The following is a 26,711-nucleotide window of genomic DNA, read 5'->3' on the forward strand; positions in this document are numbered from 1 at the left end:
TTGCCGCAAAGTGCGGGGGACGCCGCACTGATCGGCGCCGTCACGCAGGCCATTGCCATGAATTACGCCGCTGTACCACAGCCGAACCGTTGAGGGGTCGCGCAACGCGGTGCCTAGGTCGTTATCAGTCCAACGTGAGCGCGTCGCCAGGCTGTTCCACTCTGGCGGGCAGAGGCCTGGATTGGATGAGCGCGGAATTGGAGAGCTGCTGCCATGCGGCTGGCCTGCCCGGAGGGACTCGAACCCCCGACCTATAGCTTAGAAGGCTATTGCTCTATCCAGTTGAGCTACGGGCAGATTGATGTTGGGCAACTGTGTTGCCTGGCTTGCGGAGTGTCCGCAACTGCATGGTGCAGGGCGCCAATCATACCCGCCCTGGCCATCGCCCCTCGCGGCGCAGGTAGTTCGATTTCGGGGCCTGGTATGGCGATGCGGTTATAACTGGGCCATCCGCTTTGTTGCCCGCCGCCTCACTGGAGCACTTGCCCATGCCACACAGCGTCACGCTGATCCACACCATTGCTGCCGCCCTCGGCTTGGCGTTGGTGTTGGGTTTTCTGGCGGCCCGTCTGCGGCTGCCGGCGCTGGTGGGGTATCTGCTGGCGGGGGTGGCCATTGGACCGTTCACTCCCGGTTTTGTCGCGGATGCGGCCCTGGCCAGCCAGCTGGCGGAGATCGGCGTGATGCTGCTGATGTTTGGCGTGGGCCTGCATTTTTCGTGGGGCGACTTGCTGGCGGTGCGCAAGATTGCCGTGCCGGGTGCGGTTGTCCAGATGATCGTGGCGACATCTCTGGGCATGGCGCTGGCCACGTGGTGGGGCTGGGGCGCGGGTGGGGCCCTGGTGTTTGGCCTCGCACTGTCGGTGGCCAGCACGGTGGTGCTGCTGCGTGCGCTGGAGACCCTGGGCATTCTGGATAGCTACACCGGGCGCATTGCGGTGGGCTGGCTGGTGGTGGAGGACTTGGCCATGGTGCTGGTACTGGTGCTGCTGCCACCGCTGGGGGGATGGCTGGGCGGCAGCGCGGGGGCAGACCTGGATGCTGCGCAGCTCTGGCGCACGCTGGGGTGGACTCTGCTGCAGGTCGGCGGGTTTGTGGCGCTGATGCTGCTGGTGGGGCGCAGGCTGTTTCCTTGGCTGCTATGGCAAGTGGCACGCACCGGATCGCGTGAGCTGTTCACGCTGTGCGTGGTGGCCGCGGCGGTGGGCATAGCGTTTGGATCGGCCGCGCTGTTTGGTGTGTCGTTTGCGCTGGGGGCCTTCTTTGCAGGCATGGTCATGCGCGAGTCCGAGTTCAGCCACCGTGCGGCGCACGAGTCTCTGCCCTTGCGCGATGCCTTTGCGGTGCTGTTTTTTGTGTCGGTCGGCATGCTGTTCAACCCTGCGGTCTTGTGGGAGCGGCCGCTGCAGGTGCTGGCGGTGGTCGTCATCATCATGCTGGGCAAGACGGTGGCCGCTGCCGGCCTGGTGCTGGCGTTCCGGTATCCACTCAACACGGCGCTCACCGTGTCAGCCAGCCTCGCGCAGATCGGTGAGTTTTCATTCATTCTGGTTGCGCTGGGCTCCTCTTTGGGACTGCTGCCGCCAGAGGGTGCCAGCCTGGTGTTGGCGGGGGCTCTGTTCTCCATGGCGCTCAACCCGTTGTTGTTCCGTGCCATCGCCCCGTTGCAAGACTGGCTGCGTGCCCGGTCCGCGTTGGCCAGGCGGTTGGAGCAGCGCGATGACCCTTTGGCCGAACTCCCGACGAGCACTGATTCGCGCTACCTCGCGCGGCAGGTGGTGCTGGTGGGGTATGGCCGGGTAGGGCGGCGCGTGGCGGCAACGCTGGCGGCCAATGACATTCCGTTTGTGGTGGCGGAGCAGAACCGAGAGCTGGTGGAGGCTTTGCGGGCCGATGGCGTGGCGGCCGTGTTTGGTGATGCGGTGGAGCCGGCCGTGCTGATCCAGGCGCACATTGCGCGGGCCGCCATGCTGGTGGTGGCTACACCGGACGCACTGCAGGTGCGCCAGATGATCGAGACGGCGCAGACCCTGAACCCGGGCATCGACATCGCGGTGCGCAGCCACAACGAGGACGAGGCCCAGCGGCTGGTGCAGGAGTTCAGCCATGCCCAGGTGTTCCTGGCGGAAGATGCCCTGGCCCAGGCGATGTCACGCCATGTGCTGGAGCGCGCAAGGGATCGGCAGGCGCTTGCCACCCGGCCAGCACCCCTGCATGGACCGGCATGATTTGAAGAGAATCTGCCTCTTGTGCTAGAAAAATATGCCTGAATAGCTATCTAATTGATAGCGACCTGGCGCCCGCAGTTGCAGGTGCGTTGCCCGTTCTCGGTGGCGTACACGCGGGGTGTCTCCATCTGGCCCAATGGAGGAGCGACTCCCAACCCCTGGGTCATGCAGGGGTGTGCTGCAAGCCCTTGATCAATCCGTTTCTTCAAACACCAGTGATGGCACCGCCATCACACGGGCGCTCTGGCCCAACTCCTGGATGAGGTGGTTGGCAAAGTAGCTGTTCTGCGTGTCGGGCTCCAGCGCAGCCACGGCCAGGTTGGCACGCGGCTGGTTCAGGGGCACATAGAAGCTGCCAGCAGGCGCGTCGATGGCGCTGCGCAGGGTGGACACCTGCACGCGCACGATGTCGCTGCTACCGGCAATGGTGCCGATCACGTCCTGGCGGTTGCCAGCTTCGCGCGCGGTTTCGCGGTAGCTCTCTGCCAGCACGGAGCCGGGCTCTGCCACCCGCATGACCTGGATGCCCAGCTGGCGCAGGCGTTCCACGGCCGCACCTGCGTCCGCCGACAGCCAGTAGCCGCAAGGTCGCGCACGTACCTTGGTGTTGCGCAGCGTCAGCGATGAGTTCCAGTCCACGCGGATGCTGCGGTCGGCGCCCGTCTCGGGGTCCAGAAAATCAAGGTCGCGCTGGGTGGGCGTGGCCTCGGCTTCGATGACCACCTGGTCGCGGCAGGCCAGCGCACTCACGTCACGGGCCACGAACGAGCGCACCTGCTCCAGGTTGGCGGCGCGTTCGGCGGTGGTGCGCAGGGCGCTGGCGATGGCGGTGACCTGCGCATGCACGCGGCGCTGGATGTGCATGCGGCCAATGCCCACGCCACGGGTCTCGATCAGCAGGCTGACCGTGTTCTTCAGGCCGTGGACGTTGCGCCCCGTGTCGGGCTGGGTGCCGCCCATGGAGATGCGCTTGTCCTGCAGGTTGGTCGAGGTGGTGTAGTACCAGTCACTCGTCAGGCCCTGGGCCTTGAGGGCGGTCACCATGGGCTGGTGAAACCACTCCTGTGACGCCTTGGTGAGGAACTCGGGGTAGTTGGCGGTGGTGGTGTATTGCAGCAGCGCGTCGTAGCGCTGGATGGCGTTGAACTTCTGCAGATAGCGGCCCACCACGGTGTATTCGTGGGCGTCCACGACCAGGATGGGCCGGTAGTCATTGATGACCTGCGCCACGGCACGGGCCTCGGGGGTGTTGAGCAACAGGTGGTCGCGGTTCATGTCCACGCCATTGGCCGTGACGCGGGTCGCTACCTCGGCGCCATCGGGGTTAGCGCGGGGCACCACCACCACGTTGATGCGGTCCAGCAGCGGCTCAAGCAGGCCCTGGGCCAGTTCGCGGCTGAGGACCAGCAGGGCTTCGCTGCCGGCAGGTTCGTCGCCATGCTGCTGCCCGATCAGCACAACGGTGGGGCGCCCGCTCTTGTCCAGGCTGGCGGGGTCGGTGCCAGCGGCACGGGTCAGCAGCAGCCCCTGGATGGGCTCACCGCGCTGCGAGGTGCCGACTTGCAGCAACTGCGTGCGTGTGCCGCCACGGGGCACGGCGTCGGTCAGGGCGCGCAGCCATTGGCCCAGCTCGGCATTGGTGGTGAATGCCCTGCGGTCAGCACCCAGGCCTGGCGTGCTGTAGACCACCGACGGGTTGGGGAACCGTGCGGCCACTGCATCGCCATAGGGCGGCGCCATGGGCGCTTCGTCGCGCACCACCAGGGGGGCGGAGGGGGGCAGGGGGCTGGCCACCACGGCAGAGCGGGGTGGCGGTACCTGCGCCGGCGTCTGCTGCCCCAGAGGCGCGGGCACCACCGTGCCTTGCTGTACGCGCGGCAGCGGCGCGGGGGCGCTGCGCTGCTGGGCTGTGGGGTTGGATGGCCAAGGGGGCAGCGGGGTGCTGCCGCAGGCGGTCAGCAACAGCGCAGCCAGCGTAGCCGGGGCAGCACAGCGCGTGATCCTGAGTACGTGACGGGGGAGCAGGGCGGCGTCGGCGCTGCGCTGGAAATTGTGCTGGGTCATGGTGTGGCTGCCAAGGAGAGCCCCTGGGACGGGGCGAGTGGGGCGCTTTGTACGTGGATGTTACCTGTGCGCACCCACCCATTCCTGTCAGCGTACATCCCGTTGCAAACCGGGGAGACCATCAAAAGGCTCTAAGGCCGAGTAGCGCTGTGGATGCCCGCGGAGGCATCGGGGGGCGAGGGCGGTGGGCCTGGGGGCAGCGAAGGGCTGGGCAGCTTTAGGCGCAGCAGGGCGCGCACAAAGCCATGGTCCGAGCGTGTGCGGTCCCGTCCTTCGTGCAGGTGGTCGTTGAAGTAATCCACGCGGTGCACGTCGCCCACGCTGTTGCGGCCATTCGGCAGAAACTCTTCGCTGACAAGGATCTGGTCCAGCACATAGGGCGCGCCCTGGTGGACGTGCGAGTAGGCCACGTCCTTCTTCAGGGCCGCGTCGCCCTGCAGGTCGTAGGCATTGAACAGGGCTACGTCGCGGGCAGACCGGTCATAGGCAATGTCGGTGGTGGCGCAGATCAGCTGCGTGGTGACGCTGTCGGGGGTGTCGTTGAAGTCACCCAGAACCACCAGTGGCACGCTGGTCCGGTGCAGCAGATCGATCACCAGGCAACGCAGGGCCATGGCCTCGGCGCCGCGCATGATCAGCGAGCGCAGTGACGCCAGCGCCACCACTTTGCGGTCATCCCGGTCCTCGGTGGGCTGGCCCTGTGCATCCTGCAGAAACTTGGGGCGCTTGGATTTGAGGTGGGCGGTGAGGACGTTGACGGTCTGGCCATGCTTCATCCGCAACGTGGCCACCAGCGGCGGGCGCTCGAAGCGCGTGTGCTGGCCAATGCCAGGCACGTCCACCTGAAATCCTGGGGGAAAGTCGGCAAAGGACTGCATGGCCTCGACCTTGAGCCGCGTGGCCAGCCCTACCCGGGGTGTGCCCTGCGCGCCGTGCTGGGTGCCATCGTTTTCAGCACCCGGCACAGTCACAAAGTCATAGCGCAAGCCGCTGCGACCCAGCGCCCCTTTGAAAGCGGCATCGTCCCAGACCTCCTGCACGGCCAGCACGTCCGCGTTCAGAGCCCGAAAGCGCTCGCCCAGCCAGGTGATCTTGCGTTCAAACTCGGTCTGGCTGTAAGGGTCTTGGTTTTCGTAGAACAGACGTCCAGGATTGGCCAGGTTGAGCACATTGCAGGTGGCCACCATCAGGGTGTCCAGCGGCTGGGAAGGTTCGTTGGGGCGCATGAAGGGCGGGCAGCATCGGCAAGGTCGCGAAGGCTGCAGCCTCGAATCAACCGGCCTGCAGCGCCTGGCCGGACAGCACTTGCAGCCCGGGTCGGCCCGACTGTACGGCATCGACCAGCGCACGGGCCACGTCAGCACCCGGGCGGGCACGGTAGTTGGCGGGCAGGATCGGATTGAGCCACTGAAAGAGCCTGAGCGACAGGGACTCTGCGGGCCGGTGGGCCTGCTGCAGCGCCCGGCGTTCGCCCATCAGCAGGGACGGGCGTGCGATGACGAGCGTCTCAAAACCCAGCTGTTGCAGGTCGCGCTCCACCTCGCCCTTGACGCGGTTGTAAAAGATGCGCGACTGCGCATGGGCGCCCATGGCGGTGACCACGCCGCAGCGGGTGGCGCCAGCAGCGCGCGCCGCGCGGGCGGTGGCCATGACGGCGTCGTAGTCCACCGCGCGAAACGCACTTTGACTGCCAGCGGCAGCCATGGTGGTGCCGAGGGTGATGTACACGTCATCCACCGGCGGCAAGGCGGGCAGCGCCGCAAAATCCACCGCGTGCAGTTGCACGCGGGGATGGCTCAATGCGGGTGCTCGCCGCCCCTTGGCATACAGCACATGGATGGCAGATCCCACTGCGCCCACAGCATTGGCCGGGGGCGCCTTGCGCGTATCAGCGGTTGAAAGAGCCGCGAGGACCGCCTGGCCCACGAGACCCGTTGCCCCGGCCACCACCGCCACCCGCGCCTGATCCACCGCCATAGCCGCCACCTCCAGAGTTGCGATAACCGCCACCACCACCACGGCGACCGCCGCCGCCCATGCTGTCTACGCTGGTGCGCATCGGGTCAGGCTGACCACCCGCCGAGTGGCCCGAGTGGCGGTTGCCGGGATTGCTGTGGCCCGAGTGTGTACCCAGGTGGGCGTTGGCACGTGGAGGTTGCGAGTCGTCGTAGCGATTGCCGCCACCGCCGCCTTCGTACCCACCGCCGCCGGAGCGACCGCGGGCTGGAGCCTGGCCGCCAGCACGTGCGCCGCCGCCCTGGCCACCGCCACCGGCACGGCCACCACGCGGGCCATTGCCGCCGCCACTGGTTGCTGCACCGCCACCGGCACGCCCGCCACGGCCACCGCCGCCATTGCCACCACCGGCTGGGCGGGGACCGCGTTCGCCGCCACCGTTGCCAGCACCCTGGCCGGCCTTGTTGGTGCGGATGCGTTCCATCATTTCGCTGCGGGCTGCCTTGGCGGCCGCCTGCATCACGTCACGGCTCGGGGGCTTGCCAGCGCCGCCCCAGATGGTCTGGCGACCCATGGCGATGGGCTCGGCCTTCTCGCCTGGCTCGGGGCCAAAGCCTTCGATGACTTGCACCGGAATCTGCTGCTTGGTGAAGCGCTCGATGTCCATCATGAAGCCTTCCTCGTCCATGCAGACCAGGCTCACGGCTTCGCCCGTGGCGCCTGCGCGGCCCGTGCGGCCGATGCGGTGCACGTAGTCTTCGGAGACGTTGGGGATTTCGTAGTTGACGACGTGCGGCAGGTCATCAATGTCGATGCCGCGCGCAGCGATGTCGGTGGCCACCAGGGCGCGAATCTCGCCGCTCTTGAAGCCTGCCAATGCCTGCGTGCGGGCGCTCTGGCTCTTGTTGCCGTGCAGGGCCATGGCCTGCACGCCATTCTTGGTGAGGAATTCGGCCACATTGTTGGCGCCGAACTTGGTGCGCGTGAACACGAGCACCTGGCTCCAGTTGTGTTGCTGGATGATGTGCAGCAGCACCTGCTTTTTCTTGCCGCGGCCCACGGGGTGGATCACCTGCGAGATGCGCTGCACCGTGGTGTTGCGCGGCGTGACCTGGATGCTTTGGGGGTTCTTGAGCAGGGTATTGGCCAGCTCGCGGATTTCGTCGCTGAAAGTGGCCGAGAACAGCAGGCTTTGCTTGTCTTTGGGCACGAGAGCCAGGACCTTCTTCACGTCATGGATGAAGCCCATGTCCAGCATGCGGTCGGCTTCGTCCAGCACCAGCACCTGCACGGTGGACAGGTCCAGGAAGCCCTGCTGCTGCAGGTCCAGCAGGCGGCCAGGGGTAGCCACCAGGATGTCCACGCCGCGCTTGATGCGGTCGATCTGCGGGTTCATGCCCACACCGCCGAAGACCACGGTGGAGTTGATATCGAGGTACTTGCCGTACTCGCGCACGGACTCTTCGACCTGGGCAGCGAGTTCGCGGGTGGGGGTCAGCACCAGGGCGCGGATGCCTTTGCCGCCAAACTTGTTCTTGGGCGCCGTGCCTTGCGAGAGGCGGTGCAGCATGGGCAGGGTGAACGCAGCGGTCTTGCCGGTGCCAGTCTGCGCGCCAGCCAGAAGGTCGTGACCTTCCAAAACAGCGGGAATGGCCTGGGCCTGAATGGGCGTGGGGGTTTCATAGCCCGTTTCGTGCACGGCCTTCAGGATGGCAGGAGCCAGGTTCAGTTCGTCAAATGTCATGTCGTTGGATGCGCCCGTCCGGGGCGCTGGGTATCCGCCTGTCGTGCAACCGGGAGGTTGCTGAGCCAGTCTCAGGCTGATGAGGTTCAGGATTGGGAGCCCGGAAGCGTGGCTTCCTTCGTCCCCAGCAGTGTGCTGATGTGGCGGGCAACTGGAGCCCACAACGAAGGGTATTGTCGCATGGACCGATAATCCAGGGTTTGAGAGCGCGTTCAGCGTCTTTTGGGATCGCACAAAATGACCCGCTGAACCCGCTCTGATGCAGATTTCCTGCCCACCATCGCAAGCTAGAACCCTCCATGGCCCAATACGTTTATTCGATGAATCGCGTCTCCAAGACCGTGCCGCCCAAGCGGCAGATCTTGAAGGACATCTCCCTGAGCTTCTTCCCGGGCGCCAAGATTGGCGTGCTGGGTCTGAACGGCTCGGGCAAATCCACGCTGCTGAAGATCATGGCGGGCGTGGACAAGGAGATCGAGGGCGAAGCCATCCCGATGCCGGGCATCAAGATCGGCTACCTGCCGCAGGAGCCACAGCTCAACAACGAGCACACGGTGCGCGAAAGCGTGGAAGAGGCCATGGGCGAGGTGTTTGCCGCCAAGGCCAAGCTCGAAGAGGTGTACGCCGCCTACGCCGAGCCCGATGCCGACTTTGACGCCCTTGCTGCAGAGCAGGCGCGCCTGGAAGCCATCATCGCCACCGCTGGCACTGACTCCGAACACCAGCTCGAAATCGCTGCCGACGCGCTGCGCCTGCCCCCGTGGGATGCCAAGGTTGGCCTGCTGTCGGGTGGCGAAAAGCGCCGCATTGCGCTGTGCCGCCTGCTGCTGTCCAAGCCCGACATGCTGCTGCTCGACGAACCCACCAACCACTTGGACGCCGAGTCCGTGGACTGGCTGGAGCAGTTCCTGCACCGCTTTCCTGGCACCGTGGTGGCCATCACCCACGATCGCTATTTCCTGGACAACGCGGCCGAGTGGATCCTGGAACTGGACCGGGGCTACGGTCACCCCTACAAGGGCAACTACAGCACCTGGCTGGACCAGAAGCAGGCCCGCCTGGAGTCCGAAAACAAGGGCGAGGAAGCCCGCGCCAAGGCCCTGAAGAAGGAACTGGAGTGGGTGCGCCAGAACGCCAAGGGCCGCCAGGCCAAGAGCAAGGCGCGTATCGCCCGCTTCGAGGAACTGAGCGACTACGAATACCAAAAGCGCAACGAGACGCAGGAAATCTTCATTCCTGTGGCCGACCGCCTGGGCACCCAGGTCATCGAGTTCCACAATGTCACCAAGTCATTTGGCGATCGCGTGCTGATCGACAACCTGTCCATGACCATCCCGGCAGGCGCCATCGTCGGCATCATCGGCCCGAACGGGGCTGGTAAATCGACGCTGTTCAAGCTCATCGCGGGCCGCGAGCAGCCTGACAGCGGTGAAGTCGTGATTGGCTCGACCGTGAAGATGGCTTTTGTGGACCAGCACCGCGATGCCCTGTCGGACGACAAGACCGTGTGGGAAGACATCTCCGGTGGCCTGGACATGATCAACATCGGCAAGTTCACCATGGCCAGCCGGGCCTACGCCGGGCGCTTCAACTTCAATGGCGGCGACCAGCAAAAGAAGGTGGGCATGCTGTCGGGTGGTGAGCGCGGTCGCCTGCACCTGGCCAAGACGCTGATCGCTGGCGGCAACGTATTGCTGCTGGACGAGCCCTCGAACGACCTGGACGTGGAAACCCTGCGTGCACTGGAAGACGCTTTGCTCGAATATGCGGGCACAGTGTTGGTAATCAGCCACGATCGCTGGTTCCTGGACCGGATCGCCACACACATCCTGGCCGCCGAGGGTGACAGCCAATGGACGTTCTTTGACGGCAATTACCAAGAGTACGAAGCCGACAAGAAGAAGCGCCTGGGTGAAGAAGGTGCAAAGCCCAAGCGGATGCGTTTCAAGGCCCTCAAATAAGAGCCGAGGTCAAGTAGGATTGCATCTGGAAACCTCTTGCCCGATTTCTCCTCCCCACCATGTCCCTGCCCGCATCGCGTCTGAGAGTTGTTTTTCGCGCCTGCGTTGTCAACGCCGTTCGCGGGGGCGAGGCCCTGATGGGGCAGCTGGTCAAGGTCACCCAGACCGCCTTGACCAGCGAGGAGTCGAGTAGCCGCAATGTTCAGCAGCGCAATGTGCTGAGCGACGCGCTGCACCTGCTCAAGGAGCACGAGGCGGCGCTGATCAAGGGCTACCCCATGGCCCTGCTCGAGATCTTTGCCGAAGGCCCCGCGGCGACCAAGGGCCGCAGCTCGGCCGACGATACCGGCATGGATTTTGGCGAGCTTTCGCTCATGGACGAAAGCGAAATGCAGGCCCAAGTGGAGCTGTCCAAGGCGCAGCAATCGGCCCTGCACGCCACCGACGCCGTGCTGGCAGAACTCAACACGCTGGTGAGCGCTGCGCAAGGCTTGCGCAGCGTGCAACCCGAGCGCAACCCCCTGCGACCCGAGAGCTACATCCGTGCGCTGCAGCAGGTGGTGGGTGAGACCGGCGTCTCGGCCGAAGTCCGCCAGCTGTGGATGCAGCACATGCGCGACCTGATGGGCAAACTGCTGGCTGAAGAATACAAAAAGACTTCCCAGAGCTTGCGCGATCATGGTGTGCAGCCTGTGGGCTACGCGGTGGCGGGCAGCCCTTCGGGGGCCTCGCGTGGTGCAGGAGGGCCTGGCACGGGTTACGGTGGGTCCGGCTATGGTGGCCCGGGCACGGGTTATGGCGGCGGTTATTCCGGGTATGGCCCGTCGATGAACGCGCCCATGGGCGACTACGGCAACACGGGCTACGGGCGCGGCATGGGCCCCGGCACGGGCTGGAGCGGTGAGTCCCAGCAAGGTGCCATAGGCTCCCTGGATGCCGCCGAAGAGGCATTGCTCACCGTGGGCATCCTGCGCCAGATGCTGGCGGGCGGTGATCCGTTTGCACCCCAGGTCTATGGGGCGGTGCCCGCCCAGGCAGTGGTTATGCCCGTGGACCCCCGCGCGGGCGCAGCCAGCGCCCAATCGTCGCTGGCGGGGGGCTACTACCCCTCGGGCGCGGCGGCGGAGGCCGCGGAAGACATGGCCCAGCTGGAGCGCTTGGTGGGGCGTCTGGCCGGTGGCGGCGCGGTCAGCCATTCGGGTTCGTTGCCCGTGCCGCTGGCGGGTTGGCGCAGGCCTGGCGTGTCGCCGGTGGTTTATGCGACCATGCCCATGGAGGCCGCAACCCAGTCCACTGCCATGGCGGTGGAGGTGGTGGGGCGCATGATGGCCAACATCGCACAGGACGCCCGTTTGCTGGCCCCCGTGCAGCAGGCCGTCAAGAGCCTGGAGCCCGCGCTCAAGCAGCTGGTGCACCACGACGGCCGGTTTTTTACCGACAGCAATCACCCAGCACGCCGCCTGCTTGACGAGCTGACACAGCGCAGCCTGGCTTTCACCGCCGAGACAGAGCCCGGCTTCAGTGGTTTCATGCGGCTGGTGACCGAGGCCGTGGGCCATCTGTCGGCCCACGAAGTCAAGGACGCGGGGCCCTTTGACACCGTGCTCAAGGCGCTGCAGTCCGCCTGGGATACCCAGGAGCAAAGAGTCAAGGCCCAGCAGGAGGCCGAGCAGAAAGCGAAACTGCAGGCCGAGCAGCGGGAGCTGCTGGCAGAGAAAGTTGCTGCCGATATCCGCAAGCTGCCCGATGTGGAGCGGGTACCCACGGATGTGCTGGATTTTGCAGCGGGCCCCTGGGCCGACGTGGTCGCGCTGGCGCATGTGATGCGCAGCGATGACAGCCAGGACGATGACCCGAGCGGGTACCTGGCGCTGGTCCCGGTGCTGCTGTGGACTGCACAGCCCGACCTCACGCGCCAGGAGACCGACCGGCTCAACGAGGCCATCCCCGGCTTGCTGGCCAAGCTGCGCAAGGGCCTCAAGACCATCAATTACCCTCCCTTGCAGACCAGTGCGTTCTTGCAGCGGCTGGTGGCATTGCACCAGGCGGCTTTTGAAAAGTCCGCAGCACCCCCCACGGCAGAGTCTGAAGCGGTGACGGCTGCGCCAGAGCTGTCTGAATCGTCCGAGGCATCGGTGTCCGCACCGCAGGACAGTGCCCAGGCACCGCTGGATGCTCCCGATCCCTACGCCGACTTTGTCATCGGGGCGTGGGTGGAACTGGTGACCAACGGCCGGGTAGTGCGTACCCAGCTCACCTGGGCCAGCCCGCACCGCACCCTGTTTTTGTTCACTGCGCCCGACGCCAGCACCCAGTCCATGACCCGCCGCATGCGCGACAAGCTGGCGGCTGAAGGCTCGCTGCGCGTGGTGCCTGCCTTGCCCCCCCGGCCCGCCAAGCCAGTGGCTCGCGCCTCGGGTTCGGCAGAAGCGGGTGCCGCAGATCGCCGGTCGTCCGATGGGCGGTCGGGCTCCAGCTCCAGGGCAGCACCACTTTCCAGGTCCGCACCGCTGTCCAAATCAGCGTCCCTGGCCCCGTCTTCGGGTTCCAAGTCCTCTAAAAATCGCTGAGCGCCAGGATCTCCACTGGCGGCTGCCCGCGCCGCACGGCGCAGGCCGTTCCATCGGCTTTGTGCACTGCCCGCTGCGGGGTGGTGCCTGGGCTCTATGCCTCTGTACCCGGCAAATCCCCGCCCGTGGCACCTGGATGGGCAGTGCTGCCGCTGGCCTCTGACGCGCGCAACAGCTTCTTGCGCACCAGATGGATGTGGTTGCGCAGCGCATACAGTTCATCGGCGTACGACAGAGGCACGCTCACTTTTTCGGCCTGGGCTTCCAGGCCATCCAGGGTGCGCAGCAGGGTTGCAGGGTCGCTTTTGCCCATCTCCAGGTCGTTTTCGATCTCGCGCAGGCGGCCATACCAGCGGAACACCCGTGACCGCACCCGGAACTGGTAGAGCGGCGGCACAATGCGCGACAGGGGCAGCATGATCGCCAGCAAGATACCCAGCACCAGCCACATGCGCTCGATCAGGTTGGCCAGCCAGAAGGGCAGATAGCGCTGCAGTATGGGCACCGGCTCGTTCATGGCGCGGTCGCCCTCCTTGGCAATCGGCAGCTCGCTGCCCCGCGTGTTGGGGAACTCCCGCGCCCGGTTGAACCAGCCGGCGCCGCTGTGCAGCTTTTGGGCGTTCTGGGCAAACAGGGTGAGCAGGGCGGGGTGCGTGCCGTCGCGCGCCAGCAGGGATGTGGTGGTGGCCACGAGCCGGACATCGCGCTGGGGCACGTTGGCCGCAAGGTCCACCACGCCGCGCGGCAGCGTCACGGGCGTGAGGAATGGAAACCGCCGCGCGTAGGCCTCGTGCTGCGCAAAATCCAGCAGTTGCACGCCGGGTGTCTGCAGCAGCATCTGCACCATCAGCGATTCGGGCGCAGACGCAAACACCAGGGCGTCGAGCCGGCCCGCCAAAAACTCTACCGTTGCGGGCGTCTGTTCCAGGCGAGACAGCTTGACCGTACCGGGCTCCACCTTGTTGGCCTGCAGCAGGCGCTCCATCAGCGTGGGCACGCCGCTGCCCTCCGACCCGACATTGACCCGCCAGCCGCGCAGCTGCCGCAGGCTATCGAGCCGGGGTGCGTTGTGCATGCGCTCTGCCGCGTCGGTGCGGTAAAACAGCCACAGCGGCTCCACAAACAGGCTGCCCAGCGATACGAGGTTGTCCGGGTCATCGGGCTGCAATTCAGCCGTACCACCCTGCACAAAGGCCACATCAGCCTGGCCGTCGCGCAGCAGCTGCAGGTTGTGCGACGAGCCCTCGCTGGGCAGCAACACCACGTCGATCCCATCGACGGCCAGTGCCTTCTGGTACCGCTTGCCAAACTCCTCATAGGCACTTTGTGCGGGGCCGGTGGCCAAGGTCACGGTCTTGGGCGGATTGGGGTTGAGCCACCAATAGGCCAGCACCAGCAGCCCGACCGCCAGGAAGGCGAGGGGGCCCGCCGACACAATCAGATCGCGCAGGGTGAGAAAGGTGTTGCGAAAGGCCTGGGGCATGGGGGATGGACGAACGGAGAGAAAACAGGGCGAAAGCGGGCGGCGGCATGCCAGGATGGGGCGACAGCGCAAACGGGTGGTTTCGGCGCCCTATCGCGCAATCAGCGATTGCCGGTGGATTATCCAGGCAGGCACTGCGGCGACGCGCACCCGCGCTTGGCATCACGCATTGGTAATCGCCCCGGCCTTGGATAACGGGACGACGGGAGCCGCCGACCAACCAGGGTGTCTACTGCGGCATGCGCTTGCGCTGGCGCTCGTAGGCCATGCATTCCTGCCGTGAGAGCATATCGTTCTGGTCCACATCCGCCGCCTCGAAGTAGGCCATGCGCGCCTGCACCACCTCTGTAAACGACAGCTTTCCGTCACCGTCCTTGTCGGCTGCGGCCAGCCGCCTCAGCTGGCCTTTACCGATTCGCGGCAACTGGCTGAGGTAGGAGAGATGGACGTAGCCCTCTGCATCGGGCCCCAGGCTGTGCCAGCCCTGCACGATGTCCTGGTGAAACTCGTCCAGCGACACGTTGCCGTCGTGATTGAGGTCGGCCGCCGCGCAGATGGCCTGCAGCCGGTGGGTGAGGGTTGAGGCCACCGGTTGGTGGGCTTTGGCAGGGCGGGGTGGCGTGGTAGGTGACGACACGGGGGTATCGGCCGCGGTGGCGGTGGGTGTCGCCGTTGCCAGTACTAAGGCGCAAGCACCTGCGCAAATCGAGTGGAGGGCTTTTTGCATACGGGCTCCTTACCACCACCAGCGTTGGCTGGGGCTGCGGTTGCAAGGCCACACCATCGTGTGCGCCCCAGGGCGGACCTGGCCTGCATCCACATCCAGGCATTTGCCAGTGAGTTGGCTCACGATTTGTCCACCCCGGGTGGACCAGTTCTGGCTGCGCGAGCCCGAGCAGGGCCACAGCACCACCCGTGCGCCATCCCGTGGGTCGCCGCGGTCCACGTCCACGCACAGATCGCGCACCCGGATTTCGCCACCGCGCCCCACCGCAAAACGCTGGGACGCCGTGCCGTTGCATTCGTACACCTGCAGGGTGGTGCCGGGCTGGAACTTGCCGCCCCGCACGTCTAGGCACAGGCGGCCATCCACTCGGATCTCACGACCCCAGTCGCCGCCCTGTCCGGGGTAGTCAGGGTACTCGGGGCGCCGGTCGTCGTCGTGACGGTTGTGGTTGGCCAGCAAGGCAATGCCGGCAATGGCGGCCACGGCCGCTGCTGCAGCGCCGGCATTGGAGCCGCTGTTGTTACCAGAGACGTAGGTGCGCGTGATCCTGAAGCGACCACCGCAGCCGCCGTTGGTCCACAACTCGCGGTTGGTGAGGTCGTAGCCCCAGGTCCGGTTGAAGCGGCACGCTCCCTGGGTTTGTTCCACCAGGTCCACCTGGGTCACGTCGTCCGCCAGGCGGTAGGAGGTGTAGCCACCACTGGACTGCAAATCCACCCACTGGTCCTGCGCCTGCGCTGGCAATATGCCCACGAGCAAGGGCAGGCACAGCAGCCACGCACGTTTCTGAAGCGTCTGGTCTCTCATGGGTTCGCTCTCCTTGTTCCGATCTGGGGCTGCAGGGACGAGGGTGGGGCAGTCGGACCCAGCTTCTGGGCACTGTCCACGATCTGCATCATAGGGCGGTCAGCCGCCATCAGTCCGATGACCACTCACATCATCAAAACATCAAAATGGCCCACACGCTCTCACTGGTGCTGATTGCCGAGGGTGTCTAGGCGCGGGATCAGATGGGACGTTCTGATCGCGCGGGGTGCGCACCAAGCCCCGGACTGCGGGGCTGGGCGCGCCATGCCCTTGGGGGACGTGCTGGCGCAGCTTCGCGCGGCACAGTCCCTCCGCCAACCGCAACGCCATCAGAATCTATTCCGGTCTTCACCGGTTCTTCGGTGACTCCAGGTCACTTGATCAGCAATGCGGACCCGCTGCCGTGAATTCGAAAGACCGCCACCGCATTCACAAGGTCATCGGCCTGCCCGCGAAGGCTGGCCGCTGCGGCAGCCATCTCTTCCACCAGGGCCGCGTTTTGCTGTGTGGCCTGGTCCATCAGCGTGACGGCCTCGCCCACCTGCGTGACCCCCGAGCTTTGTTCGGAGCTGGCAGCGCTGATCTCGCCCATGATGTGCGTCACATTGCGGATGCTGGTCACTACCTCGGTCATGGTGTGGCCTGCCTTGTCCACAAGGGCCGTGCCATGCTCCACGCGGCCCACACTTTCGGTGATCAGTTGCTTGATCTCCTTGGCGGCGGCGGCACTGCGCTGGGCCAGGTTGCGCACCTCACTGGCCACCACGGCAAAACCCCGGCCCTGCTCGCCCGCGCGGGCGGCTTCCACTGCGGCATTCAGCGCAAGGATGTTGGTCTGGAACGCAATGCCGTCGATCACACTGATGATGTCATTGATCTTGCGGCTGGAGTCGTTGATGTCCTTCATGGTGGCGACCACCATGGCCACCACTTCGCCCCCTTGCTGTGCGACGGTTGAGGCCGAATGCGCGAGCCGGTTCGCGTTGATCGCGTTGTCCGCGTTCTGCTTCACGGTCGAACCCAGCTGTTCCATCGATGCCGCAGTTTGCTGCAGCGCACTGGCCTGCTGCTCGGTGCGCATTGACAGGTTCTGGTTGCCCTGCGCGATCTCGGCGCTGGCGGTCGATACGCTCTCCGATCCCTGGCGTACTCCTGCCACCAGGTTGGACAGACTCCGCCGCATGGCTTCCATCGAGGCAACGACCGAAGCGATCTCGTCCTTGCCTTGGGCCACCAGCGGGTTGGCCAGGTTGCCCCGCGCAAACTCCTGCGTCGCCTGGCTTGCCTCGCTCAGCGGCCGGACGATGGAACGCGTGGTGGCCACGCCCAGCACACAGGCAAACACCACCATGGTGATGCTGAGCAGGATCAGCTGAAACCGCAGCGATTCAAACTGATGCATCGATTCCTGACTGGCACGTTTGCTGATGGCGTCGCTCTCGGTCAGGAAGGCCTCGATGCCCGTCACCAGTTTGGTCAGCAGGGGGCGGCATTCTTCGTTGATTTTCTTGATGGCCGCATCCTTTTCTCCCAGGCTCCCCAGCCGGGTGATCTCCAGCGCCACAGGGCCATAGGCCGCCTCGGTGTTCTTGATTTCGGCCAGCAGCTTGTTCAGGGGAGCGGTTTCCGGGGGGCCGGCCTTGAGGGCCTCTTCCACTCCCTGGAGTGCCTTGCCCATGCCTTCATGTGCTACCCCAATGCGCCGGGTTTCCGCCTCAGCATCTTCCTTGGAGCCCGCGATCACCAGGTTGCGTGCAGACACGGCCCGAGCATTGGCCGCGTCAAGGACCCGGTTGCCCAGGCTTTTGATCACGTTCAGGTGATTGACCTGGTTGTCCAGGCTCTCCTGCGTCATGGACTCTCCACGGATGCCCATGATGGCTACCAGGATCAGTGCACAGGTCAGGACCACATAGCCAATGCCAAGACGCGTCTTGATGCTCAGGTTTTGCAGGAGATTCATGCAATGGGCCCTTCAGATGGTGACAACGATGATGCGCTTTTGTGGGCTAAAGCGCCATGTTTTCTATCTTTTGTGAGCAAGTAGCCACACGCGCTCAGGTAGCGCGGGGCGCCACGGCGCGTCACGACCCTTGATCCTGGGCTGCTTTTCCGCACCGTCAAGGTTTTTTTGACTGCGCAGGGCAGTGCTTCGTACGCCGCCCGCTGGGTTGCCGGATGCCGTTGCTGAGAGCCTGGAGTGCCTTCAGTGCATTGGGGCAGTGCAGCGCCACCCGGTGGGCCTTAGCCCAGTTCAGCAGCGGATGGCAGGTACAAGCCCTCTGCCGTGGTGATGGCCCGTGCAGCCCGTGCCGCCCGCGCTGTGGCAATGGCCGTGGCCTCGGCTGCCATGGTGGCCAGCACCATCATGCCCAGGCTCTTGCCCGCGCGGCCGGTGCCCAGGCTGAACAGGGTGTCGCCATCGGACATGGTGTGCACCGGGTTGATGCTGCGTGCCAGGCCATCGTGCGCTGCTACGGCCAGGCGATGGGCCTGCACCTTGGTGATGACCGCGTCGGTGGCGACCACGCCGATGGTGGTGTTGGTGCCCGCCAGCAGGGGCTGGGGCGGGTCGCCGCGTAGCAGGGCGCGGCGTGTGTCGCGCAGACGCAGGCCGTCGTCGGTGCGGGCTCCGGCAATGACTTTTGCAGTGTCCGGGTCGATCACGTCACCCAGCGCATTGCAGGCGATGAGCGCTCCCACCGTGACGCCATCCACGGTGACAGAGGCGGTGCCGATGCCTCCCTTCATGGCACGCTGGATGCCGAAGATCTTGCCCAGGGCCGCGCCGGTGCCTGCGCCTACGTTTCCTTCGGCCGGGTCAGCGGTGGATGCAGCATCGCACGCGGCATAGCCTGCAGCGGCGTCGGGGCGGATGCGCATGTCGCCCACCAGCAGGTCGAACAGCACGGCGGCGGGCACGATGGGCAGGCGGCCCACAGCCACGTCAAACCCCACGCCGCGCTCTTCGAGCCAGCGCACGGCGCCGGTGGCGGAATCCAGCCCCCAGGCGCTGCCACCCGCGAGCATGATGGCGTGCACCTTGTCCACCAGGTTGGAGGGGTGGAGCAAATCGGTCTCGCGCGTGCCAGGGGCTGCCCCTCGCACATCCACCCCAGCCACGGCACCCTCGCGGGTGATGATGACGGTGCAGCCCGTGGGGCGGCGGGTTTCGGTGAAGTGGCCGACCTCGATGCCGGCCACGCGGGTGATGCTGCCAGCATCGCCAGCCAGAACTTGTTGAGAACTCATGGCCGGTGATTATGGTGTCCTGCCGCCCCTGCAGGCCCGCGTGTGCTCAAGGCGACGCTGAATAGGGTTGCGCAATGCGGCGAGCCAGGGATGCGCCGTGCGCGGGGTACTGGTTCCCCGCCGCCTGCCGCCTCGGCGCTGTGGTCAGGGCGCCTTTTCGATCCGAGTGACCTGGTAGGTGCCGTTGACCCGCTCTGCGCGAAAGCGCACCTTGTCACCCGCTTTGAGGTCGCCCAGCACGCTGGCATCCGACACGCGGAACACCATGGACATGGCGGGCATGTCCAGGTTCTTGATTTCGCCGTGGCGCAGGCTGACGCGCAGGGTGCGCGGGTCCCAGCGGGTGATTTCGCCCTCGCTCAGCTCCGCCGACGGCACCGCGGGGGCTGCATGGTGGCCACTGTGGCTGTCGGAGGCTGCAGCGGCGGGGGCTTGCGCCAGCGCGGGCGCCGCGCCCAGGGCGAGCAGGGCGGCGGCCAGGGAGATGGAGATCAATTTCATGTGGATGCCTTCTTGTGGTAACTCTTGAAGATGCGGGTGCTGCCGTCGTGGGCCACCAGCAGCACGTCATAGGGGTCGCGACGGTCGCCATACACGGCGCCATCCATGCCCGGTGAGCCCACAGGCATGCCTGGCACCGTGAGGCCCAGGGCTTTGGGTTTTTGCTGCAGCAGGGCGCGCACGTCGCTGGCGGGCACGTGGCCTTCCACCAGGTAGCCGCCCACCAGCGCGGTGTGGCATGAGCCCAGCTTTTGCGGCAGTCCCAGGCGCGCGCGCACGGCGTTGTTGCCGGTGTCGTGGATGGTGACGCTGAAGCCGTTGGCCTCCATGTGGGCGATCCAGTCGTGGCAGCAGCCGCAGTTCGGGTCTTTCCAGACCTCAACCGGCGTGGCAGTGGTTGTGGCCGCGCGGGACAGTTGCGGCGCCAGGGCGAGGGCCGCGCCCGCGCCCAGCCAGGGCAGGGCTTTGGCGAGCCACTGGCGGCGCGAAGGGAGGGTGGCGGCGTAGGCGGACGCGGATGCTGATCGGTGCTGGCGAGTGGTCATGGCGTTTCTCCTGGCGTTATTTGTTGCGGGGCAACACGGTGATGGTCCCGGTCATGCCAGCCTGGTAGTGGCCGGGGATGAGGCAGGCAAAGTCAAAGTTGCCCGCGCGGTTGAAGTGCCACACGATGTCGCCGGCCTTGCCTGCCGCGACATGGGCCATGTAGGGTGCGTCGTGTTCCATGCCGGGGTGCTTTCTCATCAGCTCGGCGTGCTGCTCCAGTTCGGCCTGGGTGCCGATCACGATCTCGTGCAGCACCTGGCCCCGGTTGGTCGCGCGCAGCCGCACGGTGTCGCCTTCGCGCACTTCGATGTGGCTGGGTGAAAAGCGCATGTCGTCGCCCATGCGCACGGTGATGGTGCGGCGCACGGCCTTGGCATCGCCTGCAATGCCCCAGTCCTTCTGCTCCTTGACCACCGGGGCTGCGGTGGCGTGGTGGGGCATGTTTTCATGCCCAAAAGCGGTGAATGCGCCAGTGCATATTGCGCATGCTGCTATAAATTTGATAGTTTTCATGGTGATCGTTGGTTTCAGTGTTGATGGCCGCTCGCTGCGGGCTTGCGTGCGCTGGCGGCGGCAGGGGCGGTGCCCGGGATGTCCGTGCGTGCGGGGCGTGGGGTGCTGGCGGGCGCACCCTGCCACTCAAAGGCCTGGGTGCCTGTCGGCTGCTTGAAGGCGCCGGGGTCGATGTAGCTGCCTGCGGGCTGGTCGGCGCGCACCTTGAGGGTGGTGAACATGCCGCCCATCTCCAGCGGGCCAAAGGGGCCGGTGCCGGTCATCATCGGGAAGGTGTTGTCGGGCAGCGGCATCTCCATGGCACCCATGTCGGCCATGCCGCGCTCGCCCATCACCATGTAGTCGGGCACGATCTTCTGGATCTTGCCGACCAGGCCCCGATGGTCCACGCCGATCATGCTGGGCACGCTGTGGCCCATCGCGCCCATGGTGTGGTGGCTCTTGTGGCAGTGCAAGGCCCAGTCGCCCGGCTCGTCGGCAATGAACTCCACCTGCCGCATCTGGCCCACGGCGATGTCGGTAGTCACCTCGGGCCAGCGCGCGCTGTGGGGCACGGGGCCGCCGTCGGTACCGGTCACTTCGAATTCGTGCCCGTGCATGTGGATGGGGTGGTTGGTCATGGTGAGGTTGCCCACGCGGATGCGCACCCGCTCGCCCTGCCGCGCCACCAGCGGGCTGATGGAAGGGAACACGCGGCTGTTCCAGCACCAGATGTTGTGGTCCAGCATGGTGTTGACCTTGGGGGTCATGCTGCCGGGCTCCACGTCAAAGGCGTTGAGCAGGAAGGCGTAGTCGCGCTGCACCTTGGCGATCTGCGGGTGACTGCCCTTGGGGTGGGTGATCCACAGGCCCATCATGCCCATGGCCATCTGCACCATCTCGTCGGCATGGGGGTGGTACATGAAGGTGCCGGGGCGGCGCGCCACGAACTCGTACACAAACGTCTTGCCCGGCTGGATGGCGGGCTGGGTAAGGCCACCCACGCCGTCCATGCCATTGGGCAGGCGCTGGCCGTGCCAGTGGATGGTGGTGTGTTCGGGCAGTCGGTTCGTCACGAAGATGCGCACGCGGTCGCCCTCGACCACCTCGATGGTCGGGCCGGGGCTCTGTCCGTTGTAGCCCCACATGTTCACCATGAAGCCGGGCGCCACCTCGCGGACCACGGGCTCGGCCACCAGGTGGAACTCCTTGACACCCGCATTCATGCGCCAGGGGGCGGTCCAGCCGTTCAGGGTGACCACCGGGTTGTAGGGGCGGCCCGTGGGCGGGTGCAGCGGGGGGGCGGTGTCGGCGCTGGACTGCATGGCGGGTTCGGGCAGCGCGGCCAGGGCCACGCGGCTGACGGAGGCTGCGGCCACGGCCGTGGCGGCGCCAGAAAAGAAATTGCGGCGGTTCATGTCAGTGGCCTTGTGGGGTGCTGGAGGCTGCGGCGCCGGAGGTGAGGCCCTGCAGGGCACCTGGCGAGGTACCCGTCAAAGTAAGTTGCAGGTCGGTCTCGGCCAGCCAGAAATCGCGCTGCGCTTCGATGGCATTGGCCACGGCCTGCGTGCTGTTGCGAGCTTCGGCCAGCATGTCCCACACGCTGGCCAGCATGCCGTTGTAGCGCAGCGTGGTTTCGTCGCTGATGAGCTGGCGCAGGGGCACGACCTCGGCCTGCTGCTGGCGCGCCAGGTCGAGGGCGGTGCGGTAGGTGAGCCAGGCGGCGCGTATCTCGCTGCGGGCGCGCACGGCGGTGTCTTGCAGTTGGGCGGCACTTTGCTCCACCTGGGCCTGCGCACGGGTGCGGGCTGCGCCGCCCCTGTCAAACAGAGGCAGCGGCAGCTCGATCTCCCAACCGCGCTTCACGTCGCTGCTGCCGGTGTCGCGCTCGGTGGTGGTGTTGCGGCTGTAGGCCAGGCCGATGTCGCCAAACACGGCGCCTGCACGGCTCCAGCCCTGGCGCACTGCCTGGGTGTCGAGCTGGCGGCGGGCGGCCTGCACATCCAGCCGCTCACGCAGGGCGGTGGCTTCGATGCCGTCGGCGGGCAAGGCGGTGGCGGGCAAGGGGGGCAGCTGTGCTGCCAGCTGGTATTGCGCCTGCGCGCCCCACACGCCCAGGCGCCAGTTCAGGTCTTCGCGGGCGGTGGCGGCGGCCAGGCGGGCGCGGGCGCGCTGGCTGTTGGCCTCGTGCAGCACGGCTTGCTCGCGGGCCTGCTGCAGGCGGCTCCAGTTGCCCACCTGCGCCATGCGGCGTGCCAGCTCGGCTCCCACCTCGGCGGCTTCGACCATGCGGTCGTGCGTGGCAGCCACCTGCTCGGCAGCCACGGCGCGCAGCCAGGCGCGGCGGGTGTCTGCGGCGAGTTGCGCCACGTCCTGTGCGGCTTGCAGCGTGGCAATCTGCAGGCGCTCGGTCTCGTGCTGGGTGCGCCAGGGCAGGGTGATGAGGTCCATCAGGCCAAAGGCCAGAGTGCGTTCGATCTCGCGCTCCTGGCTGGTGGTGAAGCGCCCCAGGGTCAGGTGCGGGTTGGGCAGCGTGATGGCCTGCACGCGCTCGGCATCGGCCACGCCCAGAGCGGCCAGCCGGGCTTGCAGGCCGGGGTTGTTGAGCAGGGCAATGCGCACGGCGGCGTCCTGCGTGAGGGGCTGGGCCAGCCAGCCATTGATGGACTGCTGCGCCTGTGCCCGGGCGGCGGGATCGGTGGCGGGCAGGGCAGCCTGGGGCACCCCGGCGGTACGGCCTGCCGTGAGTGCGGCCACGTCGCTGCGCAGGCCATCAGGCGATACGCTGGCGCAGCCTGCCAGCAGGGCGGCAGCGGCCAGCACGGAGAAACAGCGTGCACCGGTCATGGCTGGCCTTTCTGCAGAGGGTGGGGGCGGGGTGCGGCTCCATGGCCCCCATGGTTGCCATGCTGCATTCCCTGGTGCAGGGGGGGCTGAGGTACTGCTGTGGCCGTTGCGGGCGCAGAACTGGGGGCGGCGGTGGCGCTTTGTGCTTCCCAGGCCACGATGTCTGCGTGGCCGCGCGGGAACGCACCCACAGCCTCATGCGCCTGGCGCCAGGCCTGGGGTGTGGGCAAGGTGTCCACCAGCGGAGGCTGTTGCGGCATCGCCGCGTACGTCAGGGGCGCTGTGGCTGCGTCGGCGCGGGCCGCGTCAAGGGCGGATGGGCTCTGGGCTTGCGCCAGCAAGGGGAACAACAGGGTAAGGCATGCCAGTCGCGTCGGCCACAACTGCGAGGGCGACGGCGAAGACAGAAAAACGGCGGGGGCGCGCATGGCGATCTCCAGACAGCGAACGAACAAAACATGGCGCTGCCGCCCTGACGGCCCCGTTGCTGGGGGCCGCTGGGGCCGTGGCAGACGCACTTTGGGCGTCGAAGGTCAGGCGATGGGTGGTTTGACGACCTGCGCCGCAGGGACGCTGTCAAACTGCGCGGAGGCGAGAGGGAGCAGGGCTCCCGCTGAAAGAGGGATGGGGGTCAGCGACGCGGGCAGACCCAGCATGGCCGAGTGGCAGATTTCGCAGGCCGAGCAACTGGCGCTGTGGTGGTCGTGGTCGGCGCCGCCGGTGCTCGCGTCCTGGCAGGCTGTTGCGTGGCTGGCGGCGGCTTCATCGGAGTGGTGGTCATGGTGGCCGTCATGACCACCATGGGCGCCTCCCCCGGCTTGCTCATCGTGGCCGGAAGCCGCCTGGTGGTCCTGGTGCAGGGCCGTGGTCTGGTGCGCGGGGCCTGCTGGCAGCAGCGGTGCCACGATGCCTGCTGCCATGGCGGTGCCCGTCAGGCCCCGAAGGACCAGCACCACCATCAGCAGGAAGAAAAAGCCGCGACGCATCCTGCAATGATACGGCGCGTGGGCGAAGGTTCCCCCTGCGCAGCCAGCGGGGGCTGGCAGGTGCCGTTGCACAACCCGGGGACGAGCGTTTTGTGTGCCGCGCTACGCTGGCTACACCGCCATGTAGCGGCCCGGCCGGTGGTTCATGGCCAGCACCAGGTTGAGAGCTACGGCACCCGCAATGGACCAAGCCACACGCAGGGGCTCCACTGTCCACAGCGCCAGCAGCACGATGCAGCAGTCCACGGCCATCTGCACCTTGCCCGCGCGCCAGCCATAGCGGTCTTGCAGGTACAGCGCCGCAATGCCCACACCACCCAGGCTGCAGCGGTGGCGGAACAGCACCAGAAACCCCGTGCCGGTGATGAGCCCGCCCGCAATGGCCGCATACAGCGGCTGCAACTGCGCAAACTGCAGCAGTTGCGACTGCAGCTCGGTCAGCAGCGACAGCAGCAGCACGGCGAGAAAGGTCTTGACCGTGAAGGCCCGGCCTAGCTTGCGCAGTGCCAGCCAGTAAAACGGCAGGTTGAGCACAAAGAAGATCTTGCCAAAGCCGATGCCTGTGGCGTAGTGCAGCAAAAACGCCAGCCCCGCCGTGCCACCCGTGAGCAACCCCGCGCTGGTGAAAAACGCCACCCCCACCGAGATCAGCAACACCCCGGTGAAGATGGCCACGGCGTCTTCCGTCAGGCTGTGGGGCACGACCAGGGGGGCAGGCGCTGCAGGGGCGGTAGGGGCTCGGGAGGACATGGGCAGAGTGCAGGGGAATAGAGGCGGGGCGTGCCGCCCCCAGGGCAAACAGGCGCGCGCAAGCGATGGATTGAACCACGCAAGCTCTATGCCGGCCTTGTCGTGCGTCAAATGGCGGGTAGCGGGCTGCCAGGCACACAGCAGCCATCGACTCCTGAATTGATAGCTGTCAGGGCATGAAAATCAAGCGCTACCGCCACTTTTTTGCCCAATTTTGGGCGGAGGCAGGCTGGCAGCCGCCATCGCTTCGTTGATCAACCGTGTGACGCGCGGCTGCGGCGCCATGGGCACCAGGGCACTCACCCGTGCCCGGCCGGTGTTGCCGATGGGCAGCCGCGCCAGTGTGTGCCCCAGCGGCACCAGGGCCAGCCGCAGCCTCTGTCCACCGGCCTCGCGCATGTCCCGCAACTGCAGTGCGTAGCGCAGCATGGCCGTGTGCGACCGCCAATGCAGGGACAGCGTGGTCTGCCCCAGCACATGCGCGGCCTCTAACCAGCGCCAGCGGGTGGCAGAGGGCGCGCCGGCGTCGCTCGCAAACGCTGCCAACAGGTGGTCGAATGCGCGCTGCGTGTGCAAGGGGTCAGCCATGGGCTCCGCCGCGTGGCGCGCCGCCAGTTGGCGCCAGCGCCGTTGTCGGTGCCGGTAGAACACCTGGGCAAACGCCGCGCTCAGGGGCGTCATCAGCCAGGGCAGGTGGCGCGCGACCACGTCAATGTCGTCGGTGTAGAGCGTGCGACCACTAGGCAACGGCTGCAGCGTGATGCGGTGGTCCCAGCGCCGCATCAGCGTGCCCTCGCCGTTATCGCGCAGCGTGGGCCAGGCGCCGGCCTGCGCGGGGGGCTCGACGGAGATGCGCACGGTTTGGGTGCCCAGGGGCAGCAACCCCAGCAGCCGCATCTGCAACGGCAGATCCCCGGGAGACCAGTGGGTGGGCCAGGGTGCGCCGCCGGGGCGCTTGAACCGCACCAGCGGCGCCGTGATGTGGCGGAACACTGCAGTGCTTTGCAGTTGCGCAGCCACCCATTCGGGCGGTGCATTGAGCGGGGTGGACAGGCGTACGCGCATGGATCAGTGCCCGTGGGCTGCGGGGGCGCCTGCGGTGCTGGCCAGCTCTTGCCGTGCGTGGCGGATCACGCTCCAGCCGCCGCTGATGGCCAGGCCCGCCATGACGGCCGCCACCACCAGGTCGGGCCACGCCGTGCCCGTGCCCAGCACCCCCAGCGCGGCCGCCATCACGGCCAGGTTGCCCAGCGCGTCGTTGCGGGTGCACAGCCACACGCCGCGCATGTTGGCATCGCCCTCGCGCCAGGCGTAGAGCAGGGCGGCCACACCCAGGTTGGCCGCCAGCGCCAGCAGGCCCACGCCACCCATGGTGAAGGGCTCGGGCGGCACCCCTTGCCACACCCCCCAGGCCACCCGGCCGATCACGAACACGCCAAATGCCAGCATGCTGGCCCCTTTGAGCAGCGCGGCGCGTGCCCGCCAGGTCAGCGCCATGGCCAGCACCCACAGCGACAGGCCGTAGTTGGCCGCGTCGCCCAGAAAGTCGATGGCGTCGGCCAGCAGCGACGCCGAGCCCGACTGGGTGCCCGCGCCCAGCTCCACCACAAACATGGCGGCGTTGACGATGAGCGCAATCCACAGGATGCGGCGGTAGCGCGGGTCTGCGCTGGCGGGGGCGTCGTGGCTGTGGCCGGGGGCGCTGTGGTCGTGGGGGCCGTGATGGCAATGGGCGGACATGGTGTTTTCTCCTGGCGGTTTTTGATAGCGATGGCATCATTAGAAACCTTGAAGTCA

Annotated in this window: 22 protein-coding genes and 1 tRNA gene; 3 read left to right on the top strand and 20 right to left on the bottom strand. The window is 66.6% G+C overall.

The features are described from left to right. Positions 1 to 220 precede the first annotated feature (220 nt). Positions 221 to 297 (bottom strand) — tRNA-Arg (locus C8C99_RS05450). Positions 298 to 488: 191 nt separating this feature from the next. Between C8C99_RS05450 and ybaL the strand changes: the two genes are divergently transcribed. Continuing rightward, positions 489 to 2,228 (top strand): YbaL family putative K(+) efflux transporter, encoded by a 1,740-nt coding sequence (gene ybaL / locus C8C99_RS05455; protein WP_108625176.1) that lies wholly within the window; start codon positions 489 to 491, stop codon positions 2,226 to 2,228. A gap of 192 nt (positions 2,229 to 2,420) precedes the next feature. Here the strand turns inward: ybaL and C8C99_RS05460 are convergent, their stop codons facing one another. The 4 genes from C8C99_RS05460 to C8C99_RS05475 all read right to left on the bottom strand — a co-directional run bounded on the left by C8C99_RS05460 (position 2,421) and on the right by C8C99_RS05475 (position 7,992). Continuing rightward, positions 2,421 to 4,292, bottom strand: a complete 1,872-nt coding sequence (locus C8C99_RS05460) for a M14 family metallocarboxypeptidase (protein ID WP_108625177.1) — start codon at positions 4,290 to 4,292, stop codon at positions 2,421 to 2,423. A gap of 131 nt (positions 4,293 to 4,423) precedes the next feature. Beyond that, positions 4,424 to 5,518, bottom strand: a complete 1,095-nt coding sequence (locus tag C8C99_RS05465) for an endonuclease/exonuclease/phosphatase family protein (protein ID WP_233247164.1) — start codon at positions 5,516 to 5,518, stop codon at positions 4,424 to 4,426. Positions 5,519 to 5,564: 46 nt separating this feature from the next. After that, positions 5,565 to 6,269, bottom strand: a complete 705-nt coding sequence (locus C8C99_RS05470; RefSeq protein ID WP_108625178.1) for a nucleoside-diphosphate sugar epimerase — start codon at positions 6,267 to 6,269, stop codon at positions 5,565 to 5,567. Continuing rightward, positions 6,181 to 7,992, bottom strand: a complete 1,812-nt coding sequence (locus tag C8C99_RS05475) for a DEAD/DEAH box helicase (RefSeq protein ID WP_108625179.1) — start codon at positions 7,990 to 7,992, stop codon at positions 6,181 to 6,183. The genes C8C99_RS05470 and C8C99_RS05475 overlap by 89 nt, the downstream gene beginning before the upstream one ends. Positions 7,993 to 8,291: 299 nt before the next feature. Between C8C99_RS05475 and ettA the strand changes: the two genes are divergently transcribed. Next, positions 8,292 to 9,953 (top strand): energy-dependent translational throttle protein EttA, encoded by a 1,662-nt coding sequence (gene ettA / locus C8C99_RS05480; protein WP_108625180.1) that lies wholly within the window; start codon positions 8,292 to 8,294, stop codon positions 9,951 to 9,953. Between the two features lie 59 nt (positions 9,954 to 10,012). Then, positions 10,013 to 12,523: a DUF1631 family protein gene (locus C8C99_RS05485; RefSeq protein WP_108625181.1), complete on the top strand. Its 2,511-nt coding sequence runs from the start codon at positions 10,013 to 10,015 to the stop codon at positions 12,521 to 12,523. 94 nt (positions 12,524 to 12,617) lie between these two features. Here the strand turns inward: C8C99_RS05485 and C8C99_RS05490 are convergent, their stop codons facing one another. From C8C99_RS05490 to C8C99_RS05560, 15 genes are all read right to left on the bottom strand, one after another. Continuing rightward, a complete protein-coding gene (locus C8C99_RS05490; RefSeq protein WP_108625182.1) occupies positions 12,618 to 14,006 on the bottom strand; it encodes a TAXI family TRAP transporter solute-binding subunit in 1,389 nt (462 codons plus the stop codon). A 229-nt stretch (positions 14,007 to 14,235) separates the two neighbouring features. Further along, positions 14,236 to 14,643, bottom strand: a complete 408-nt coding sequence (locus C8C99_RS05495; RefSeq protein ID WP_233247165.1) for an EF-hand domain-containing protein — start codon at positions 14,641 to 14,643, stop codon at positions 14,236 to 14,238. A gap of 99 nt (positions 14,644 to 14,742) precedes the next feature. Further along, entirely contained in the window at positions 14,743 to 15,540 is a 798-nt protein-coding gene (locus C8C99_RS05500; protein WP_108625184.1) for a lectin, read from the bottom strand. Positions 15,541 to 15,913: 373 nt separating this feature from the next. Continuing rightward, complete coding sequence (locus C8C99_RS24350; RefSeq protein WP_108625185.1) at positions 15,914 to 17,503, bottom strand: methyl-accepting chemotaxis protein; 1,590 nt, start codon at positions 17,501 to 17,503, stop codon at positions 15,914 to 15,916. Between the two features lie 281 nt (positions 17,504 to 17,784). Next, the gene (locus C8C99_RS05510; RefSeq protein WP_108625186.1) at positions 17,785 to 18,792 is read right to left on the bottom strand and encodes a P1 family peptidase; all 1,008 of its coding nucleotides are present in this window, start codon (positions 18,790 to 18,792) and stop codon (positions 17,785 to 17,787) included. Positions 18,793 to 18,936: 144 nt separating this feature from the next. Next, a complete protein-coding gene (locus C8C99_RS05515; protein WP_108625187.1) occupies positions 18,937 to 19,293 on the bottom strand; it encodes a copper-binding protein in 357 nt (118 codons plus the stop codon). Beyond that, positions 19,290 to 19,838: a DUF411 domain-containing protein gene (locus C8C99_RS05520; protein ID WP_108625188.1), complete on the bottom strand. Its 549-nt coding sequence runs from the start codon at positions 19,836 to 19,838 to the stop codon at positions 19,290 to 19,292. The genes C8C99_RS05515 and C8C99_RS05520 overlap by 4 nt, the downstream gene beginning before the upstream one ends. Positions 19,839 to 19,854: 16 nt before the next feature. After that, complete coding sequence (locus C8C99_RS05525; protein ID WP_108625189.1) at positions 19,855 to 20,352, bottom strand: plastocyanin/azurin family copper-binding protein; 498 nt, start codon at positions 20,350 to 20,352, stop codon at positions 19,855 to 19,857. A 14-nt stretch (positions 20,353 to 20,366) separates the two neighbouring features. Beyond that, complete coding sequence (locus C8C99_RS05530) at positions 20,367 to 21,749, bottom strand: multicopper oxidase family protein (protein WP_108625190.1); 1,383 nt, start codon at positions 21,747 to 21,749, stop codon at positions 20,367 to 20,369. A 1-nt stretch (position 21,750) separates the two neighbouring features. Continuing rightward, a complete protein-coding gene (locus C8C99_RS05535; protein WP_108625191.1) occupies positions 21,751 to 23,178 on the bottom strand; it encodes a TolC family protein in 1,428 nt (475 codons plus the stop codon). Further along, positions 23,175 to 23,606, bottom strand: a complete 432-nt coding sequence (locus C8C99_RS05540; RefSeq protein ID WP_108625192.1) for a hypothetical protein — start codon at positions 23,604 to 23,606, stop codon at positions 23,175 to 23,177. Before C8C99_RS05540 ends, C8C99_RS05535 begins: the two co-directional genes overlap by 4 nt. A gap of 105 nt (positions 23,607 to 23,711) precedes the next feature. Further along, positions 23,712 to 24,164, bottom strand: coding sequence for a hypothetical protein (locus C8C99_RS05545; RefSeq protein ID WP_108625193.1), 453 nt, complete (start codon positions 24,162 to 24,164; stop codon positions 23,712 to 23,714). A gap of 111 nt (positions 24,165 to 24,275) precedes the next feature. Beyond that, complete coding sequence (locus C8C99_RS05550; RefSeq protein WP_056645840.1) at positions 24,276 to 24,914, bottom strand: YitT family protein; 639 nt, start codon at positions 24,912 to 24,914, stop codon at positions 24,276 to 24,278. Positions 24,915 to 25,097: 183 nt separating this feature from the next. After that, complete coding sequence (locus C8C99_RS24025; protein ID WP_199226328.1) at positions 25,098 to 25,979, bottom strand: DUF3703 domain-containing protein; 882 nt, start codon at positions 25,977 to 25,979, stop codon at positions 25,098 to 25,100. 3 nt (positions 25,980 to 25,982) lie between these two features. Then, on the bottom strand, positions 25,983 to 26,654 hold the full coding sequence (locus tag C8C99_RS05560; protein WP_199226330.1) for a cation transporter: 672 nt from the start codon (positions 26,652 to 26,654) through the stop codon (positions 25,983 to 25,985). Positions 26,655 to 26,711: the final 57 nt, after the last annotated feature.

This window comes from Acidovorax sp. 107 (assembly GCF_003058055.1).
GTDB lineage: Bacteria > Pseudomonadota > Gammaproteobacteria > Burkholderiales > Burkholderiaceae_C > Acidovorax.

Excerpts from the sequence above, each read along its gene's own strand:
- ettA (WP_108625180.1), top strand. The coding sequence starts at position 8,292 with ATGGCCCAATACGTTTATTCGATGAATCGCGTCTCCAAGACCGTGCCG.
- C8C99_RS05465 (WP_233247164.1), bottom strand. The coding sequence starts at position 5,518 with ATGCGCCCCAACGAACCTTCCCAGCCGCTGGACACCCTGATGGTGGCC.
- C8C99_RS05460 (WP_108625177.1), bottom strand. The coding sequence starts at position 4,292 with ATGACCCAGCACAATTTCCAGCGCAGCGCCGACGCCGCCCTGCTCCCC.
- C8C99_RS05540 (WP_108625192.1), bottom strand. The coding sequence starts at position 23,606 with ATGCGCGCCCCCGCCGTTTTTCTGTCTTCGCCGTCGCCCTCGCAGTTG.
- C8C99_RS05535 (WP_108625191.1), bottom strand. The coding sequence starts at position 23,178 with ATGACCGGTGCACGCTGTTTCTCCGTGCTGGCCGCTGCCGCCCTGCTG.
- C8C99_RS05525 (WP_108625189.1), bottom strand. The coding sequence starts at position 20,352 with ATGAAAACTATCAAATTTATAGCAGCATGCGCAATATGCACTGGCGCA.
- C8C99_RS05510 (WP_108625186.1), bottom strand. The coding sequence starts at position 18,792 with ATGAGTTCTCAACAAGTTCTGGCTGGCGATGCTGGCAGCATCACCCGC.
- C8C99_RS05470 (WP_108625178.1), bottom strand. The coding sequence starts at position 6,269 with ATGGCGGTGGATCAGGCGCGGGTGGCGGTGGTGGCCGGGGCAACGGGT.
- C8C99_RS05530 (WP_108625190.1), bottom strand. The coding sequence starts at position 21,749 with ATGAACCGCCGCAATTTCTTTTCTGGCGCCGCCACGGCCGTGGCCGCA.
- C8C99_RS05550 (WP_056645840.1), bottom strand. The coding sequence starts at position 24,914 with ATGTCCTCCCGAGCCCCTACCGCCCCTGCAGCGCCTGCCCCCCTGGTC.
- C8C99_RS05545 (WP_108625193.1), bottom strand. The coding sequence starts at position 24,164 with ATGCGTCGCGGCTTTTTCTTCCTGCTGATGGTGGTGCTGGTCCTTCGG.
- ybaL (WP_108625176.1), top strand. The coding sequence starts at position 489 with ATGCCACACAGCGTCACGCTGATCCACACCATTGCTGCCGCCCTCGGC.
- C8C99_RS05515 (WP_108625187.1), bottom strand. The coding sequence starts at position 19,293 with ATGAAATTGATCTCCATCTCCCTGGCCGCCGCCCTGCTCGCCCTGGGC.
- C8C99_RS24025 (WP_199226328.1), bottom strand. The coding sequence starts at position 25,979 with ATGCGCGTACGCCTGTCCACCCCGCTCAATGCACCGCCCGAATGGGTG.
- C8C99_RS05560 (WP_199226330.1), bottom strand. The coding sequence starts at position 26,654 with ATGTCCGCCCATTGCCATCACGGCCCCCACGACCACAGCGCCCCCGGC.
- C8C99_RS24350 (WP_108625185.1), bottom strand. The coding sequence starts at position 17,503 with ATGAATCTCCTGCAAAACCTGAGCATCAAGACGCGTCTTGGCATTGGC.
- C8C99_RS05500 (WP_108625184.1), bottom strand. The coding sequence starts at position 15,540 with ATGAGAGACCAGACGCTTCAGAAACGTGCGTGGCTGCTGTGCCTGCCC.
- C8C99_RS05490 (WP_108625182.1), bottom strand. The coding sequence starts at position 14,006 with ATGCCCCAGGCCTTTCGCAACACCTTTCTCACCCTGCGCGATCTGATT.
- C8C99_RS05520 (WP_108625188.1), bottom strand. The coding sequence starts at position 19,838 with ATGACCACTCGCCAGCACCGATCAGCATCCGCGTCCGCCTACGCCGCC.
- C8C99_RS05475 (WP_108625179.1), bottom strand. The coding sequence starts at position 7,992 with ATGACATTTGACGAACTGAACCTGGCTCCTGCCATCCTGAAGGCCGTG.
- C8C99_RS05485 (WP_108625181.1), top strand. The coding sequence starts at position 10,013 with ATGTCCCTGCCCGCATCGCGTCTGAGAGTTGTTTTTCGCGCCTGCGTT.